The 16,618-nt window shown below is 52.3% G+C and carries 15 protein-coding genes; 2 read left to right on the top strand and 13 right to left on the bottom strand.

The annotated features are described in order from the left end of the window. The 5 genes from recJ to EDM56_RS08940 all read right to left on the bottom strand — a co-directional run bounded on the left by recJ (window position 1) and on the right by EDM56_RS08940 (window position 6,239). Window positions 1-2,370: a single-stranded-DNA-specific exonuclease RecJ gene (recJ, locus tag EDM56_RS08960; RefSeq protein WP_122917540.1), complete on the bottom strand. Its 2,370-nt coding sequence runs from the start codon at window positions 2,368-2,370 to the stop codon at window positions 1-3. A 103-nt stretch (window positions 2,371-2,473) separates the two neighbouring features. Further along, window positions 2,474-3,391: a cation diffusion facilitator family transporter gene (locus EDM56_RS08955; protein WP_122917539.1), complete on the bottom strand. Its 918-nt coding sequence runs from the start codon at window positions 3,389-3,391 to the stop codon at window positions 2,474-2,476. A 336-nt stretch (window positions 3,392-3,727) separates the two neighbouring features. Beyond that, window positions 3,728-4,672, bottom strand: a complete 945-nt coding sequence (secF, locus tag EDM56_RS08950; RefSeq protein ID WP_122917538.1) for a protein translocase subunit SecF — start codon at window positions 4,670-4,672, stop codon at window positions 3,728-3,730. Then, window positions 4,662-5,897: a protein translocase subunit SecD gene (gene secD, locus EDM56_RS08945; protein ID WP_122917537.1), complete on the bottom strand. Its 1,236-nt coding sequence runs from the start codon at window positions 5,895-5,897 to the stop codon at window positions 4,662-4,664. Before secD ends, secF begins: the two co-directional genes overlap by 11 nt. 99 nt (window positions 5,898-5,996) lie before the next feature. Next, window positions 5,997-6,239 carry a post-transcriptional regulator gene (locus EDM56_RS08940; protein WP_122917671.1) on the bottom strand — a complete coding sequence of 81 codons (243 nt, stop codon included), beginning with the start codon at window positions 6,237-6,239 and terminating at the stop codon, window positions 5,997-5,999. A 113-nt stretch (window positions 6,240-6,352) separates the two neighbouring features. On the opposite strand from EDM56_RS08940, the gene spoVB reads away from it, so the two are divergent. Beyond that, window positions 6,353-7,933, top strand: coding sequence for a stage V sporulation protein B (gene spoVB, locus EDM56_RS08935; RefSeq protein ID WP_122917536.1), 1,581 nt, complete (start codon window positions 6,353-6,355; stop codon window positions 7,931-7,933). Here spoVB and EDM56_RS08930 read toward each other — a convergent pair. Beyond that, window positions 7,930-8,628, bottom strand: a complete 699-nt coding sequence (locus tag EDM56_RS08930) for a YetF domain-containing protein (protein ID WP_122917670.1) — start codon at window positions 8,626-8,628, stop codon at window positions 7,930-7,932. The genes spoVB and EDM56_RS08930 overlap by 4 nt on opposite strands. Window positions 8,629-8,771: 143 nt before the next feature. After that, on the bottom strand, window positions 8,772-9,749 hold the full coding sequence (gene corA, locus EDM56_RS08925) for a magnesium/cobalt transporter CorA (RefSeq protein WP_122917535.1): 978 nt from the start codon (window positions 9,747-9,749) through the stop codon (window positions 8,772-8,774). Window positions 9,750-9,882: 133 nt separating this feature from the next. Between corA and EDM56_RS08920 the strand changes: the two genes are divergently transcribed. Further along, window positions 9,883-10,257, top strand: coding sequence for a TIGR04086 family membrane protein (locus EDM56_RS08920; protein WP_122917534.1), 375 nt, complete (start codon window positions 9,883-9,885; stop codon window positions 10,255-10,257). A 116-nt stretch (window positions 10,258-10,373) separates the two neighbouring features. Here the strand turns inward: EDM56_RS08920 and yajC are convergent, their stop codons facing one another. The 6 genes from yajC to EDM56_RS08890 form a co-directional block, all read right to left on the bottom strand. Next, window positions 10,374-10,694 carry a preprotein translocase subunit YajC gene (gene yajC / locus EDM56_RS08915; protein WP_122917533.1) on the bottom strand — a complete coding sequence of 107 codons (321 nt, stop codon included), beginning with the start codon at window positions 10,692-10,694 and terminating at the stop codon, window positions 10,374-10,376. 38 nt (window positions 10,695-10,732) lie between these two features. After that, a complete protein-coding gene (gene tgt / locus EDM56_RS08910) occupies window positions 10,733-11,863 on the bottom strand; it encodes a tRNA guanosine(34) transglycosylase Tgt (RefSeq protein ID WP_122917532.1) in 1,131 nt (376 codons plus the stop codon). Between the two features lie 96 nt (window positions 11,864-11,959). Continuing rightward, entirely contained in the window at window positions 11,960-12,991 is a 1,032-nt protein-coding gene (gene queA / locus EDM56_RS08905) for a tRNA preQ1(34) S-adenosylmethionine ribosyltransferase-isomerase QueA (RefSeq protein ID WP_122917531.1), read from the bottom strand. Window positions 12,992-13,033: 42 nt separating this feature from the next. Beyond that, window positions 13,034-15,103 carry a SpoIID/LytB domain-containing protein gene (locus EDM56_RS08900; protein WP_122917530.1) on the bottom strand — a complete coding sequence of 690 codons (2,070 nt, stop codon included), beginning with the start codon at window positions 15,101-15,103 and terminating at the stop codon, window positions 13,034-13,036. A 190-nt stretch (window positions 15,104-15,293) separates the two neighbouring features. Further along, a complete protein-coding gene (locus tag EDM56_RS08895) occupies window positions 15,294-15,824 on the bottom strand; it encodes a helix-turn-helix domain-containing protein (RefSeq protein WP_122917529.1) in 531 nt (176 codons plus the stop codon). After that, the gene (locus EDM56_RS08890; protein WP_122917528.1) at window positions 15,817-16,614 is read right to left on the bottom strand and encodes an ATP-binding cassette domain-containing protein; all 798 of its coding nucleotides are present in this window, start codon (window positions 16,612-16,614) and stop codon (window positions 15,817-15,819) included. The genes EDM56_RS08895 and EDM56_RS08890 overlap by 8 nt, the downstream gene beginning before the upstream one ends. Window positions 16,615-16,618: the final 4 nt, after the last annotated feature.

The raw sequence follows: 16,618 nt of genomic DNA, 5'->3' as shown, positions 1-16,618 counted from the left end.
CTAAGACGGCGTCGTCGCCATCCATGTCGTAAGATAGTGAATAAGAGATTCGTGCGAGGAAAGCAACAATTCTGTCGCCATTTCGGCTTCCTCTTGCCATGATTGAAAATAGGCGGAGCGATCCAACGCTGACTTTGCCGGCTGCGGGTTCAGCACGTATTCCGCCTCGGTCTCGGTGATGAAGGACAGCTCTAAAAACACAGCCAGCATTCGCTTCAGGATGTCAGGCTTGAGCTGTTGCCGTTTCGCCAAAGCATCGAGATGGATCTTTTTGATCGCTGGATACTGTCTCATGAATTGGTACAGTTGTTTGAATTGCTCTTGTCGCGGAAACTGGATTTGATCGAGACCGTGCTCCGGGTCACCAAAAATGCAGTAGATCCGTTCGAGCTGCGGGCTAGCAGCGAGCAGGCTGGACAGCGCTGCGCGTCTAGTCGGCATGTCGTAGAGGATAAGCCAACGGCACTCCTTGGGCACAGTCTCTTGCACATCGCTGCTCCAATGTAGATAGCTCGCCGGCGCCGCTACCCCTTCCGGCTCCTTGCGCATCAGTTCATCAAGGCCCGGGATGCTTTCTTCATGAAAAACAACGGTCAACGCATGCTTCTCGCGAGCTAGCTGGCGCCATTTCGCCCGTTTTTCCCTACTACCGCGCCAGTCAAACACTTGCAGATGCGGAATCGACGCGTCTCGGATGATGACTTGTGGCTTACGCTTGCCGTTCCACTCGTTCACTGATAGCTCGCCGACCACGGCAAGCTTTGCCTTCGGCGTAAACTGGTCGCCCAAATGCGCCAGCTTGAAGCCGATCGCGTCCAGGTTCTTGGTCCCATTCGCCAAGGTGCACTTCAAATGGTTTTCATCGCGTCCGATTTTGCGGATGTCTGCCGCAGCTACCTCATCGATGAGCAAAATCGGTGTCGTGTTGCCCATGCCAAACGGTGCAAGCGCCTCCAATTGCTCTGCCAAATCCAGTCCGATCTCGTCGATGGTCGTCGCCAAATCGACTTTGGTGATCGGCACGTAATCCTCGGGCGTCAAGCACTCGTTAGCTACCTCTTTGAGACGTTCGCGCAGCAAATCGACGTTTTCGATCGGTAGGGTCATCCCCGCCGCCATGACATGGCCGCCGTAATGCGGCAGCAAATCTTTGCACGCCGTCAGCGCTTCATACATATCAAAACCGGCGATACTGCGGGCCGAGCCTTTGGCAATGCCTTTTTCGAGGTCGATGCCGAGTACGATGGTCGGCCGATAGAACGTTTCCACCAATCTCGAGGCAACGATGCCCACCACACCTACATTCCAGCCTTCTTGAGCCACGACGAGCACCGGACTGGTCTCGATCGGAAACTCGCGCTCCACCATTGCGATCGCTTCTTCCGCCATTTGAGCGACCAGTTCCTGACGCTCCTGGTTCAGTTGGTCGAGCTCAATTGCGTACCGGTCGGCTTCAACCGTATCGGTAGCCGTCAACAGCTTCACAGCTGCCTCTGCGGTTTCCAAACGTCCGGAAGCGTTAATCCGAGGCCCGATCGCAAAGCCGACTTGACCTGCCGACAGCTCCGTTTCCTCCAAGCCGCACACACGAATCAGCGACTTCAGCCCGATGTTGCGCGTCGCATTTAAACGGCGCAGGCCCAATGCGGCAAAAATCCGGTTCTCATCCACCAGTGGGACCAAGTCGGCAATCGTGCCAATGGCCGCCAGATCAATGAGATGCATCGGCGGTTTTTCCAGCAAAGCATGCGCCAGCTTAAACGCGACGCCCACTCCTGCGAGCATATCGAACGGATAGGTGCAGCCCAGCTTTTTGGGATTGATTACGGCATATGCATCGGGAATGACAGCAGGCGGCTCATGGTGGTCCGTTACAATAATGTCCATACCAAGCTGCTGTCCGTGCTCTACCTGTTCCACAGCGCTTATGCCCGTATCGACAGTGATGACGAGCTTCACACCGGACTGCGCCAAATGGGTCAGCGCTTCTTTGTTTAGGCCGTAGCCTTCTTTAAAGCGATTCGGTATATAGTAATCAAAGTTCGCCCCCAGCTCGCGCATGAGATGCACCATCAAGCTGGTAGAACTCACCCCGTCGGCATCATAGTCACCATAAATGCAGATGGCTTCCCCTGTTTCAATTGCTTGCCGAATGCGGAGCACGGCTTGCTCCATGCCATCGAGCAAATATGGGGAATGAAATTGTTCTTCGCTTACATGCAAAAAGGCTTTTGCCCGCTCCGGCGTATCGAGTCCGCGAATCGCCAGCAATCTCGCCAGCAGCGGAGAAATTCCACAGGCTTGCGCAAGCTCACTCGTGATCGCTTCATCATAGCTGGCCACTTGCCAGCGCGTCCTCGCTTTTAGCATAGGCCCCCCCTCCAATCCCAGTTAATTATATGCGAAAATGGGGCGGGAGCCAAGCCTTTGCCAGCGATCGACTGTACGCTCGCAAAACGGAATCGTATGTACGTTATTCTGACTTCTGCGCGTGCCCTTTTTCAGTCGGATCAAATGGATTGATGTGGACGAACACATCGCGCACTTCTTTGAACTGGGTGAGCAAATCATGCTTCACCTGCTTGCCGATCCGGTGCCCTTCCTCCACGGTGATATGCGGATTCACGCTGATTTTCACATCGACGATCTGATAATGGCCATGCTCCCGTGCACGCAGCTCATCGACGCGGAGCACACCTTCTACCGATCGGATCGAGTCGCGCAGCGGAGTCGTCTGTTCCTCATGCAAGACATGGTCGAGCGTGCTGTGGATCGACTCCATCAAAATATCGTACGCCATCTTCAACACGAGCAAGGACACGAATATGCCCGCCACCGGGTCGAGATACAGCATCCAGCCCACATGCCATTTCGCGCCGAATATGGCGCCGCCGATGCCAATCAGCGCGGCGAATGAAGAATAGACGTCCGAGCGGTGCTCCCAAGCGTTTGCGATGAGCGACTGGCTGTTTAATTTTTTGCCCAGATTGTATTTGTAGCGGAACATGGCTTCCTTGACAATCATCGAGCCGATTGCAGCCCATACCGCCAGCATGTCGGGCGCCTGCAACGGTTTGAACAACGATTCGATCGAGCCGTACCCGATTTCGAAGCCGACCAGCATCAGCAGGACGGAGACGATGATAGAAGCGACAGATTCCGCCTTCCCATGTCCGTAAGGGTGGTCCTTGTCAGGCGGTCGTTCGGCGGCACGGAGCCCGATAAGTACAGCCACAGACCCGACGACATCCGAGGCGGAATGGGCAGCGTCGGCGATCAACGCACGCGAATTGGCCGCGTAGCCGATCACCCACTTGATGGCGGTCAACAAAATGTTGCCGATAATTCCCACCCAGGCGCCAAACTGGGCTTTTGCCAAACGATCGTCCATGAATGTACTCCCCTTTCTCCCAGATAGTGTATCACTTTGGAGCGATTTCCTTTCCTCGTTTGCAAAAATCTTCTTGTAGCCACAAGCGTCAATAAGAAAAACTTCTTTACAGAAGTCCTTTCGAAGAAGCCGATTCTATTTAAAAGCGGAAGTTTTTCTTCCGCTCCAGAATTTATAAGCGCATGCACTTATAAATTCTTACACGATTAGAAAACCTGGCTACGCCAAGCTTTTGGCGGAGCCGCGGTTGCACTTATACTGGATAAGAATTTTATAAATTCTTATCTGTACAAAAAAAGAAAACCCGCAGGTGATGTCCACCTGCGGGAGAATGTCTTACCCTTCGTTCGGGGTCGGAGCAAATTTTTTGCGTGCCATTTCGCGTTTTTTCAGTGTAACCCACACTTGTGCAGCAATAAAGATAGAAGAATAGGTACCGCTCACCAGACCGAAAATAAGGGCAAGTGAGAAATTGCGGATTCCTTCGCCACCCAAAAGCGCAATCGCCAGCGCTGTAAAGAATACAGTCGCAACGGTAAAGACCGAGCGGCGCATTGTTTGCCAGAGGCTCACGTTGACAAGATGCTCGAGGTCTTCCGGCGTTTTTGCTTTCATCGTGCGCAAGTTTTCACGGATCCGGTCAAAGATAACGATGGTATCGTTGATCGAGTAACCGACAATTGTCAAAATCGCCGCGATGAACGTCAGATCCACTTCCAGACGGAAAACGGAGAACAACGCGATTGGAATGAACGCATCGTGCAAAAGCGAGATGATGCAGGCGATCCCGAAAAGGAACTGGAAGCGGAACGCAATGTAGATCACGATCCCGATGGACGCGATCGCGAGTGCCACCCCTGCTTTCCAAGCCAGCTCTTTGGCGATGGACGGGTCTACGGACGACTCTTGTTTTGTAACTTGGTTGCCGTATTTTGCTTTCATCGCCGCTTCGATGTCCTCCAACTGCTTGGACGGCACTTTTTGGTCAAAACGGGTCGTTGCCGACAGATCCTTGTCACCGAACTTGGTCACGAGGGATGCGTGGAAACCCGGCGCTTTTTCCTCAATGATCTTATGAACATCCTCTGTGTTGAAGTCTTTGCCGATATACAGATCGAGTCGTGTCCCCGCTTTGAAGTCTACCCCCAAATTGAGGCCGAACACCATCATAATGATAAGCCCTACGACCAGGATCACCCCGGACAAGGCGTAAAATTTGCGTCTATTTTTAACAATGTCAAACTTGATGACATCTTCATGATCCAGCTTCTTAGAGCTCACCGATGTCACTCTCCTTTACTCCGTACCAGAACGGTTTCTTAAACATGTTGGCGCGAATAACCATCCAGAGCAAAAGACGGGAGAAGAACACATTGGTGATGATGCTGACGATGATCGTCATAATCAAGATGATCGCGAAGCCTTGAATGGAGCTTGTCCCGAAATACATCAGCACAGCAGCCGCGATCATGGTTGTCACGTGTCCGTCGATAATCGTGATGAACGAACGGCGTTGTCCAGCACGGAAAGCCGAAAGGATGGTTTTCCCCGACCGAATCTCTTCCTGAATCCGCTCAAAGGTGATGATATTCGCGTCTACCGCCATCCCGACCGACAAAATAAAGCCCGCGATCCCCGGAAGGGTCAGCGTCGCATTCATCCAGTCGAGGACCAGCATACAAAAATACGTGAAGCCGGCGAGCGCAATGTTCGCGATCATGCCAGGCATGCGGTACACGACGAGCATAAACACAATGATCAGCGCCGCACCGATGTAACCAGCATAAATCGTTTTTTGCAGCGCCATCGCACCAAGGCTTGCTCCTACAGACGTTACCTGCATTTCCGTCAGTTTGGCAGGAAGGGCACCGGAGTTCAAAATATCAGCCAGCTGCTGCGCCGATTCAACAGTGTAATTCCCGGTAATCTGTGCGCTACCGCCAGTAATCACCGATTGAATGGTTGGGTCAGTCAGCATATTTTCATCCAGATAGATGGCAACTTTCTTTTTCAGGTTGACTCTTGTCACTTCTGCAAATTTTTCTGGATTCGCAAATTTCAACGTAACCAGTGGGCGTTTCAGATCGTCAAACCCGACTCCTGCGCCATTGGCGGCCAAATCGCTTCCGTTCAGCACGGTTTTGCCCGATTCATCGCGGAATGTCAATACAGCCGGTTTCCCGATAATGCTGCGCAATTCTTCCTGGCTCGCTTTTGCTGAAGCAATTTTCACGCGAATCCGGTCCGGCAACTCGATTGTAACCTCAGGTTCGGCGACGCCCCCGATGTTTACACGCTTTTCTACCATTTTTGCGGTTGCCTTCAGCAAATCGGTATTTACCTGTTTGCCTTCTAGCGGCTGCACTTGGTACAGGATCTCAAATCCGCCCTGCAAGTCCAAGCCCAATTTGATATTGCTTGCCACATTCCCCGTCGTCGTTCCGACCAAGGTAGCCAATAATCCGACCACGACGAGGAAGAGCAGAAATCTGCTCCATTTAATCATCTCTCTAATATGCCCCTTTCCCTCACAGCTCTCGCTGGTTCACAATCCCGATAATTCCGTAACCAACATGCCCATTATAGCCAAGCAGAAAAATCGGTGTCAAATCGAGTCCGGATTTTTGTACATGGCGATCATCACATAGTTCATATATTTGGTTATTTTCAAGGAGAGAATATCGTTCACCAACTGGTGCATCGCTGGGATTTGCTTGTATTGTCCCGCTACACATTTCCAGATATCCCGCGGCCCAATATTTTCATAACCCAATAAGGAAAATTCCTCTGCTTTGCTCACACACAGGTCTCGCAGATCTTCATAGAGATCACCAAACGGAAGTTCCATGCCCATCGCTATCCTCTCTCCTCTCAAATTAGTCATGCCAAGCCCGGCACGTCCATATCCTTACAGTAAGAAAAAGTGGAGAAGCCACTACTCAATACAGAAAGGACCTTTGTATGCGACAATCGTTCTTTTATGGCGCGGTTATCTTAATCGCCGCAGGTGCAGTTACCAGAATTCTCGGCTTTGCCAATCGCATCGTCCTCTCCCGCCTTATCGGGGCGGAGGGCATGGGATTGTATCAGATGGTTGTGCCGCTTCTCTATTTTATGATTACCCTCACCACCTTTGGATTGCCAGTCGCAATCGCGAAGCAAGTGGCCGAATCAGAAGCGGCTGGCGATTCCAACAAATCACGCCGGTACTTGATCCTGTCGCTCGCGGCCACGATCACCTTTAGCATTGCCATCACCCTAATCCTATTTTTTACGGCTAACTGGGTGACAAGTTTCATGTTTGCAGACAAACGGGCCTATCTCGTCTTGCTTGCGGCACTCCCGGTCGTCACCATCGCCAGTGTGTCCGCCGTGCTCCGCGGCTATTTCCAAGGGAAGCAAAACATGGTGCCGACAGCCGTTTCCCAGCTGGTCGAGCAGGTCATTCGCCTTCTTTTCGTCGGTGTCATCACGATCGCTTTCCTTGGAAAAGGCGTGGAATACGCCGCAGCGGGCGCCGTGCTATCGATTTTATTTGGCGAAGGTGCCGGTCTTCTTTACATGCTTTGGCAGACTAAGCGCGCAACCGTCAATACAACCGAAAAGCTGTTGAAAAAACCACTTTTTGCTTCATTGTCACAAAATAGAGAACGATTCAACGAGCTTTTTCACGTTTCGCTGCCCGTCACGATGAGCCGGTTGGTCGGATCAATCGCGTATGTGCTAGAGCCGATGCTGGTCCCTTTCGCCTTGATCTTCTCCGGTGTGACGACGGCACAAGCGACTGGGTTATATGGGCAATTTGCCGGCATGGCGGTGCCTTTGCTGTTGTTCCCGACGTTTTTGACCTACTCCCTGTCCATTTCACTCATGCCTGCGGTCGCAGAAGCGGCCTACCAGAAAAAAGCACAGCTCGTCCATCGTCGCATTTACCAAGCGATGCGCATCTCGCTTGTGATCGGAGCGCCGTTCACCGTCCTGTTGTATGTATTTGCCGAACCGCTTTGCACGCTTCTGTACGGTCATCCGGATGTCGGCGTCTTGTTGCGTCAGATGGCTCCGTTCTCCGTATTCCTGTTTTTTCAGGCGCCCCTCGCCTCTGCTCTGCAGGGACTCGATCATGCAAATGTCGTGTTCCGCAATACATTGATCGGGGCGGTAGTAAAAACGGCCGCCATGGTGCTTCTGACCATGCAGCCCTCATTTGGCATTCACGGAACGGTCATCTCGCTCAACCTCTCGATTACGCTCGTGACCATGCTCCATTTCGCCAGCTTGATGAAAGGGATCGGCTTTACCATCCAAGTGACAGAATTCCTGAAAATTGGCGCATCGATGCTCGCGATGGGCTACGCCAGCTCCTATATGGCAACGCACTGGCTTCCCCATCTTGCACTTGCAAAAACATTGTTGATCAGCAGCGTTTGCGGCACGACGCTGTATGTCGGACTGCTGGTAGCCATGCGCATCCTCGGCAAACAGGATGTCAAACGGATCCCGTGGATCGGCGATCAGCTGGCCGTCTTTTTCCCCCGTCGCTAACTTTTTGGACGGGGGCCATCTTTTTTATCGATGAATAAGACGCCGCGATTGTCGATGCTGCAAAAGGATACTTGCTTCACGTCCTTGATCCCGTGCTTTCGCAGCTCCTGTTTCAGCCAAAACGTATTTTTGCCGACCTTGCGGAGTGCTTCCTGTCGGATCTTCCCATCCATTACCAACGGAATTGGCAATCCGCTGAAGGAAACGCCCGTCGATTGTGGCTGTTTCGCGGGTCCATGGAGATCCCCTTTGGTCAACGCTTCCTTGTCCCGCTTTCGAAAAACGCTCATCTGACCCGTTGGCTCCAGCATGGCGAACTCGACATCTGCCAAGTTTTTGATATTTTTCTGGCGCAAATGCACCATCAAGTCATCCAAATTCATCCGGTTGCGCCTCATCGCGTCCTCGCGAATTTCACCGTTCTCGATGATCATGTCTGCGGAACCATCGACAACATCCCGGAATTTTTTGCTTTTCAGCGAAATCATAGCGGCAGCCACTTCCAACAGCGCGATCAACAGCATCGGCAGCAAGAAATGCATCGCCGGCTTGTCCACATTTTCAATCCCGAGCGAAGCTAATTCTGCGAGAATGATGGAAATGACGACATCAAAAACGGACAGCTTGCCCAATTCTCGCTTGCCCATCACCCGCAAGAGCACCAATAAAAAAAAGTAGGTGAAAAGGGTACGCATCAAAATCGTGATCAATTCCACTTTCGACTCACGCCTCCCCTCGAAAAAGAATCGAGTTTAGTCTTGTCGAAAGCAACTCAAGCTATGCGTTTCCTTTTCTCCTACTGTTTTTTCGCACGAGAACTGCGAGCCTGTCTCCTGTGTTAAATCCATTTTCTTTTCTTGAAAATATAGAGCATCGCAAGCGTCATGCCCAGCATCACGACAACCGCGATGATCAGCATGATCGGCTCTGCCTTTTCCCCCATCCAGGCAAACGTGTTCATCCCAAATAGTCCGGTAACAAACGTGAGTGGCAGGATGATCGTCGAAATGATCGTCAGGACGCGCATGATCTCGGTCGTTTTCGCACTGATGATCGTGTAATACGTATCCAGGGCGCTGTTTACGAGGTCGCGGAACGTCTCGGCCGACTCTGATATTCGCTCTAAGTGGTCCGTCAAATCCGTGTAAAAGGGGATATTGTCTTCATTTATATCAAACGAATATTTTCCATTCACATTGGCGAATATTCGCTTCTGCGGCATGATAACCCTTCGGATCAGGATGATTGTCCGTTTCAAAGCCAAGAATTCCTCGGTGATCTCTTCCATCTGGTGCTCATAAATCTCGTCTTCCAGCTCATCGATACGTACGCTGATCCGGTCCATAATTGGAAAAACCTCATCTGTGATGCCGTCCACAATCGCATACAGGAGATAGTCCGGTCCCCGGTTTAGAAACGCATTGCTGCGATGGCAGGCAGCCGCAATCCGCCCGATTGTATTCATTGGCGACTTGTGGATGGTTACCAAGTAATTCGGGCCCAAAAAGACGTTCAGCTCAGCCGTCGTAATCTCATTGTCGCTTTCTTCATTATAGCGCAGGCCGTGGAATACGAAAAAATAATAATCCTCGTAGTTGTCCACTTTCGCGCGCGGGCTCACATGCAGACAGTCTTCAATCGCCAGCGGGTGGAAGTCGAATATTTTGGCGATATATTGCAGCTCATTGTTTCCCACATCGTACAGATCGATCCACAGCAAATCTTCCGGAGCGCGAAGAAAGCTGTCCTTTTGCGTCAGATCGACATCGTGGTGCATCTTCTTTTCCGAATGATTATAAAAGTACGTTTTGATCATTTCGTTCACCCCCGTCTGGTTCCTCATCCATCATACGAAAAATCTTCCTATTGTTCAATCTGAGAATGAATACGTTGGCCTAGCCTCTCATAAGATGGTACAAACCCAATGGGAGACAAGGAGGGATTCCTACGTGCGCAGTACATCCACCTCTGTCATGACCGGGCTGATCTTCACGTTTGCTCTGGTCTTAACCGGCTCGTTACTCACGGCTGTGCTGTTGTCGTTTACCAGTCTGCGCGAAAGCTCACTTCCTTACTTTACGTATGTCATCAACGTGCTCGGGCTATTGGTCGGCGGCTTCATCACCGGACGCAAATGCGGAGGAAGAGGCTGGTATTATGGAGGCATCACCGGACTGTTTTACTTCCTGTTCGTCATCTTGATCGGCTATCTTGGACTCGATACACCGCTTTCGCTTAAAACGCTCTTTTACCTGATCGGCGCATTCATGCTCAGCGCGGTCGGCGGCATGTTCGGCGTCAACACCGGTTCGAGGAGAAGGTAGCAAAAAGAAGGCAGACGAGCCACTCGCTCATCTGCCTTTTTTGCTTCAGGTTTTCTATCTTTCCAAACAAAAAAATCGCCCCTACCTTCTGACAGCAGGGGCTGGTTCACTGACGATTATTTGCTCTCTTCCTTGGCCGCCTCTGTCGCTTGAGCAGGCGCGCTTTCCGTTGTTGCGGAAGCGGAGGAAACAGCATTCACTGCGCCGCGATCAAACGTTACATTCACGTTGTGCGCGATGCGAAGTGTCACGGATTGATCGTTGATTTCTTGGATCGTGCCGTGCATGCCGCCGATCGTTACCACTTTGTCGCCTTTTTTCAGCGCTGACAGCATCATGTTACGGGTTTTGGTGCGCTTTTGCTGAGGACGAATCAGCAAAAAGTAGAAGATCGCGAACATGATGATGATCGGTAAAAACTGTTGAATCCCTTGCATGAAAATTCCTCCTCGGTCATTTTACGAAAATGAAGGTTTTAAAAGGATCTATTCTCGCCCAATCCGTATTGAGCAAAAAACTGGTCGCGGAAATCGCCCAGCCGATCTTCTGCAATTGCTTGTCTGACTCGCTCCATAAGCTTAATGAGGAAGTACAGATTGTGGTACGTGGTCAAACGGATGCCAAACGTCTCCTCCGCCTTGATCAGATGGCGTAAATATGCACGCGAGTAATTGCGGCATGTGTAGCAGTCGCACTCTGGATCAAGCGGGCCGAAATCGCGAGCGAATTTGGCGTTGCGGATGACCAGACGCCCTTGGCTTGTCATGCATGTCCCGTTGCGGGCAATGCGCGTCGGCAGCACGCAGTCAAACATGTCGATTCCGCGAATTGCGCCTTCCACAAGCGCATCCGGGGAACCTACCCCCATCAAATAGCGAGGCTTATTGCTTGGAAGTAGTGGAACCGTGCTCTCCAGCACCTCATACATCAGCGGGAACGGCTCCCCGACGCTCAAGCCACCGACTGCGTAGCCTGGGAAATCGAGAGAAACGAGGTCACGCGCGCTTTGCGCACGCAAATCGTGATACATGCCGCCCTGTACGATGCCGAACAGCGCCTGGTCCGCTTTGCGCTCGTGCGCGGTGAGACAGCGTTCCGCCCAGCGGGTCGTCCGCTCCATCGATTGCTTCACATAATCATAATCAGCCGGATACGGAGCACATTCATCAAACGCCATGATGATGTCGGCGCCGAGCGCGTTTTGAATTTTCATCGCTTCTTCCGGCCCGATGAACAGCGACTCTCCGTTCAGATGAGAACGGAAGGAAACGCCTTCCTCGGTAATTTTGCGGAGCTTGCTCAAGCTGAACACCTGGAAACCGCCGCTGTCGGTCAAAATGGCGCCAGGCCAGTTCATGAATTTGTGCAAGCCACCAGCTTCCCGGACGATCTCGTGTCCCGGGCGTAAAAACAAGTGGTATGTATTGCTCAGCAGGATGCCCGCTCCCATTTCGCTGATCTCTTCCGGGCTCATCGTTTTTACGGTTGCTTGTGTGCCGACCGGCATGAAAACCGGTGTATCTATCGTTCCATGAGGCGTATGCAGCTTGCCAAGACGCGCCCCAGTTTGCTTGCAAGTTTTAATCAATTCGTACCGTACCGCCACGTTTTGCAACTCCTTGAAGTACTAAATTCTTCGATAGAAATATAACCCAATTCTAATCTATTATAGTGGTTTGCGAACAGAAGCACAAGGGAAATGCTACGGGTTAATCAGCATCGCATCACCAAAGCTAAAGAAACGGTATTCTTGCTCGACCGCTTCGCGATACGCATTCAAAATGGTTTCCCGGCCCGCAAGCGCGCTGATCAGCATGACCAGTGTCGATTTCGGCAAATGGAAATTGGTGATCATGCCATCGATGATGCTGAATTGATAGCCTGGGTAGATGAAGATATCTGTCCAGCCCGATTCGACGGCAAGCTTGCCGCCATGTGCTTTTCCCACCGTCTCCAGCGTCCGGCACGATGTCGTTCCGACTGCGATTACGCGTCGCCCCTCGCTTTTCGCGGTATTGACGATCCTCGCTGTTTCCTCCGGAATTTCATAGTATTCGGCATGCATTACGTGCTCCTCGACCGTATCGGCACTCACCGGTCGGAACGTGCCTAGACCGACATGAAGCGTGATGTAGGCGAGCTGCACGCCTTTTTGCTCCAGCCGCTGCAAGTAGTCTTTCGTAAAATGCAGGCCAGCCGTGGGGGCCGCCGCCGATCCCAGCTCCCGGGAGTATACAGTCTGGTAGCGCTCCCGATCCTCCAGCTGCTCATGAATATACGGCGGCAGCGGCATGGAGCCAAGGCGATCGAGCAGCTCATAGAAGATTCCTTCATAGGAGAAGCGGATGATCCGCCCGCCCATTTCCGTCGATGATTCGCATACTGCCCGAAGCAACCCGTCACCAAAGCTGATCTCCGTTCCAGGCTTCACCCGCTTGCCTGGCTTGACAAGCGTTTCCCAGCGGTCATCACCCAATGATTTTAACAGCAGCACCTCAATGTTTGCTCCGGTATCCGTCTTCACGCCAATCAATCGCGCTGGCAGCACGCGGCTGTCATTTAAGACCATCACATCGCCTTCCCGCAAGTAATCGATCAGGTCGGTGAACGTACGATGCTCAACAGCTCCGGTCTGTTTGTGCAATACAAGCAGCCGTGAAGCGCTGCGGTCCTCCAGCGGGTGCTGGGCAATCAAGCGCTCTGGTAAATCAAAGTCAAATTGCGTTACGTCCATGTTGATGCTCCCATCTGTCGTTCATGTCGAGAACGGCTTACTTTATTCGCCGATCGTAATATCGTTGTAGTAATACTCGAGAATTTGTCTGTAATCCAGCCCTTGCTCCGCCATTGCTTTCGCTCCATACTGGGAAACGCCAAGGCCATGGCCGAACCCATTCCCGCGGAACAGGAATTTTTTCGTTTTGGATAAGACGTTCCACTCGCTAGCACCAGTATAGACAACAAAATCCTCGCTGAATCCGTTCGCAGGCATTGTTCCGTATCCGCTGCCGCTAATCGCATACAGCTGGCCCGATCCTTTTGCCTGGGTCATTCGCCCGTTCGCGCCGACCACGGTGAAGCCACCTAGCTGCTCCACCGTAAACCGCGTGCTGCGCAGCGAGCTGTCACTCTGCTTAAATACGGAGCGGTGTGCGTCCGGAGAAGAAACTTTGAGCTCGCGCCCGTCCGCTTCCATCGCGATTACGCGTCCGGATGGCCCGCGTTCAGATACGGAGAGCGTGCTGATCGGGGAGGAAAAGCTGCCTGCCTTGCTGTTGTTGATCATCGTGGTCACTTCTTGCGCTGTATACGGTCCACGCGTCCATGAATAGGCGTTTTCCTCAGGCTCTTCGCTGATGATCGTGACCGCTGTCCCGATCGATAACGTTTGCAGCACTTTGTTGTAGGTCGCGCTCGGTCCGTTGCGGAAGTTCAGGTTATCCGTATTGACGATGCCCGTTTGCAAGCCAATCGAATTGGTCCCGCTGATATTGACATAATCAGAACGAATATAGCCAATGGTCCCGTCCGCGAGCTCGACACGGTACCACATGATTGCCGTCACCTGCGGAGCTGCATCCTCACTCTCCACGGTGTGCGTGTACGGAACCGGATTGCCCCACACTTCCGTGCCATCCGCCGTAATGCCGCCAGCATTGGAATAGTAGAGTGCTTCGACCAACTTGCCGTTGTAACGAATGACCTCGCCTTCCGTCTTGTCAACCGCTTTGCGGATATCAGCCGCTTCTTTCGTATAGCCATAGTACGCCTGCTCGTTCACCGTATCGGAAACGTCCGCAACCTTGTACTTGTTCGGTTGGCTCATCGCTTTCGTTCGCGCCAGCACCGCTTGCGCCTTCAACGCCTCGAGCGGCCAGCCGGTTGACATCTCAGAGCCAACAACGCCGTATAGATATTCCTCCACCGGCAATTGGTTGACCACCGTCAAATAGCCGTTGTACTTGGACAGCTCAAATTGGCCGCGATATTTCCGTTTGTCCCGCTCCAAAACGCCGATGAGCGGTGTACCGCCGCCTTTGTCAGGCTCTACGACGAGCGTAGACTGCGGTGCGAACGCGTATTGATAAATAGTCGAGCCGCCAGATAGCTCACGGTTTACAAGCACATAGCTTTGCGCGGTTGCTGTTCGATAGGAAATCGTCGGGAGCACCGCTGAAGCGGTTACAGTCAGCTTTGCCAGTGAATCTTTGTTTACTTCACTTCCGACCCATACACCGTAGCTCGCTTTGTTTTTCCCTATCGGCACCAGAACAACGTGCGCCGGTATTCCCGATGATTCAAAGATGGATTCGACCTGGGCCGCTTCTTTCAAGCTTCCGTATTGACCGGCATCCAAATGGTAGGGTCCCGTTATTTTTGGGGCTACACCGAGTGCCTTCGCTTTTTGCGCATGCGTCTGGGCAGCCTGATAGCTTTCAAATGATCCGCTAACGACGCGGTAGAATGGCTGCGCGTCGCTCCCCTCCACCTGAATGGACGCATCGATTTTCTGTTGCGACGCGAGGGTGGTGATCCGTTGCGCTTCGCTTTTGTTCGGCGTTTCGATGAGAGTCACCTGCAGTTGGTCGACCTTGAACCGTGCTGCATTCCCCGGCATGTCAGGCAAGGAAACATCCCCCGATTCAGATTGCAGCTCCATAGCAAGCCCGCTGTCACTCGACAGCGTGACGGCCGGTACGACGCCGCGATAGCCGACTCCTGCATCGATAAATAAGGCGACACGGATTTCATCGGCTTTTGCCGCAACTCCGGTTGTGCCGTAAGGAATTGCAAGGGAAAGTGCGCTTGCAAACAAAGCGACTTTCCCGATCCATTTGTTCCGCATGTGTTTCTTCCTTTCTGTCGTGTCATTGTTGCGAAAAGCGCAAGTTTACCAAGATTCTCCTCCTCTTTTTTCGACACCGTTCCCCATTCTCCTGCCCAAAGCGCGGTTGGCGCAGACGCCGGCTAGCGTGCAAAATTAGAAAACCTGGATAAGAATTTTATAAATTCTTATCTGTACGAAAAAGGCGCGCCTATGTGGCGCGCGCCCAAATCGAGATGGATGTTTTTTTCCCTGGATTGAGGTAGCGATGCGGGTGTGTACTGGGAAACCCGATGCTGTCGCCTTCATGCAAGTGATATTCCCGATCGTCAAGCATGACCTTCAATTCGCCTTGGAGCACAAAGCCGCATTCTTCCCCTGAGTGGGCGACGAGCTCCGGTTGAACGATCTCGCCCGGCTCGATTTCTACCAGCAAAAACTCGATCTTCCCTTGCTGGATCGGTGTGAGCACGTGATATTTGACGTTGGTCTCTGCCAGCTCGATGATTTTCCGCTGGTCTTTGCGAATGACCGGATCTTGCTCCGGCGGGAGCTGAAAAAAATGGTTGATCGGCACATCGAGTGCCGAACAGATTTTCCAGAAGGTGCTGATGGTCGGATCAACCAAACCACGTTCAATTTGCGAGAGCAAGCTAACGCTGAGCGAAGTCCTGTCCGCCAGATTTTGCAATGTCAGCCTTTTTTGTTGGCGCAGCTGCCGTACCTCTGCCCCGTTAAACATGGCTCGGCTCCTCGTGATCTGCGAACATGCTTGGCAGTGAGGACAGCAGCGTTTTCGTATAATCGTGGTCAGGCGCCCGAAAAATTTTCTGTGACGCACCGACCTCAACGATTTTCCCTTTATACATGACAGCCATCCTGTCGCACATGTAGCGAATCACCGCCATGTTGTGCGAGATGAACAAATAGGTCAGATTGCGCTCCCGCTTCAATTCCTTGAGTAAGTTGAGAACCTGTGCCTGAACAGATACGTCCAGCGCAGAGGTCGGCTCGTCCAGTACGACAAATTTAGGATCGGACACGAGAGCTCGCGCGATGGCGATGCGTTGCCGCTGCCCGCCGCTGAATTCGTGCGGGTAACGAGACAGATGCTCCTCTTTCAATCCGACACGGGTAATCAGTTCGCTAAGTCGTTGTGGCGCTGCTTTTTCTCTACGCTGTGCGGCTGGCAAGGCCAATAGCGGCTCAAGCACAATTTCTTTTACTCGCAAACGCGGATCAAGCGAGGATTGCGGGTCTTGGAACACGATCTGCACCTCGCCCGGCCGCTGCCGTTTAAAGGCACCTCCTTGCCACAGTCGCCCCTTTGCATAGAGGACGTCGCCTTGGGTGGGCGCCTCCAATCCAATCAGCATCTTCCCCAACGTACTTTTTCCCGAGCCTGACTCACCAATTAATCCGAATGTCTCACCCGGATAAATATCAAAGCTCACATCGCTTACTGCGGTTACCTGTTGGGTGCCGCTGCCGAAAACTTTCTGTATGTTGGACAATTGAATGAGTGGTTCCATCGTA

The organism is Brevibacillus fluminis, assembly GCF_003710825.1.
Lineage (GTDB): Bacteria > Bacillota > Bacilli > Brevibacillales > Brevibacillaceae > Brevibacillus_D > Brevibacillus_D fluminis.
This window is presented reverse-complemented; position numbering and strand designations above follow the sequence as displayed.

Coding starts and splice junctions, on each gene's coding strand:
- corA (WP_122917535.1), bottom strand. CDS start 9,749: ATGATCAAAACGTACTTTTATAATCATTCGGAAAAGAAGATGCACCAC.
- EDM56_RS08890 (WP_122917528.1), bottom strand. CDS start 16,614: ATGGAACCACTCATTCAATTGTCCAACATACAGAAAGTTTTCGGCAGC.
- spoVB (WP_122917536.1), top strand. CDS start 6,353: ATGCGACAATCGTTCTTTTATGGCGCGGTTATCTTAATCGCCGCAGGT.
- yajC (WP_122917533.1), bottom strand. CDS start 10,694: ATGCAAGGGATTCAACAGTTTTTACCGATCATCATCATGTTCGCGATC.
- recJ (WP_122917540.1), bottom strand. CDS start 2,370: ATGCTAAAAGCGAGGACGCGCTGGCAAGTGGCCAGCTATGATGAAGCG.
- EDM56_RS08895 (WP_122917529.1), bottom strand. CDS start 15,824: ATGTTTAACGGGGCAGAGGTACGGCAGCTGCGCCAACAAAAAAGGCTG.
- EDM56_RS08930 (WP_122917670.1), bottom strand. CDS start 8,628: ATGCGTACCCTTTTCACCTACTTTTTTTTATTGGTGCTCTTGCGGGTG.
- queA (WP_122917531.1), bottom strand. CDS start 12,991: ATGGACGTAACGCAATTTGACTTTGATTTACCAGAGCGCTTGATTGCC.
- EDM56_RS08940 (WP_122917671.1), bottom strand. CDS start 6,239: ATGGAACTTCCGTTTGGTGATCTCTATGAAGATCTGCGAGACCTGTGT.
- EDM56_RS08900 (WP_122917530.1), bottom strand. CDS start 15,103: ATGCGGAACAAATGGATCGGGAAAGTCGCTTTGTTTGCAAGCGCACTT.
- EDM56_RS08955 (WP_122917539.1), bottom strand. CDS start 3,391: ATGGACGATCGTTTGGCAAAAGCCCAGTTTGGCGCCTGGGTGGGAATT.
- secD (WP_122917537.1), bottom strand. CDS start 5,897: ATGATTAAATGGAGCAGATTTCTGCTCTTCCTCGTCGTGGTCGGATTA.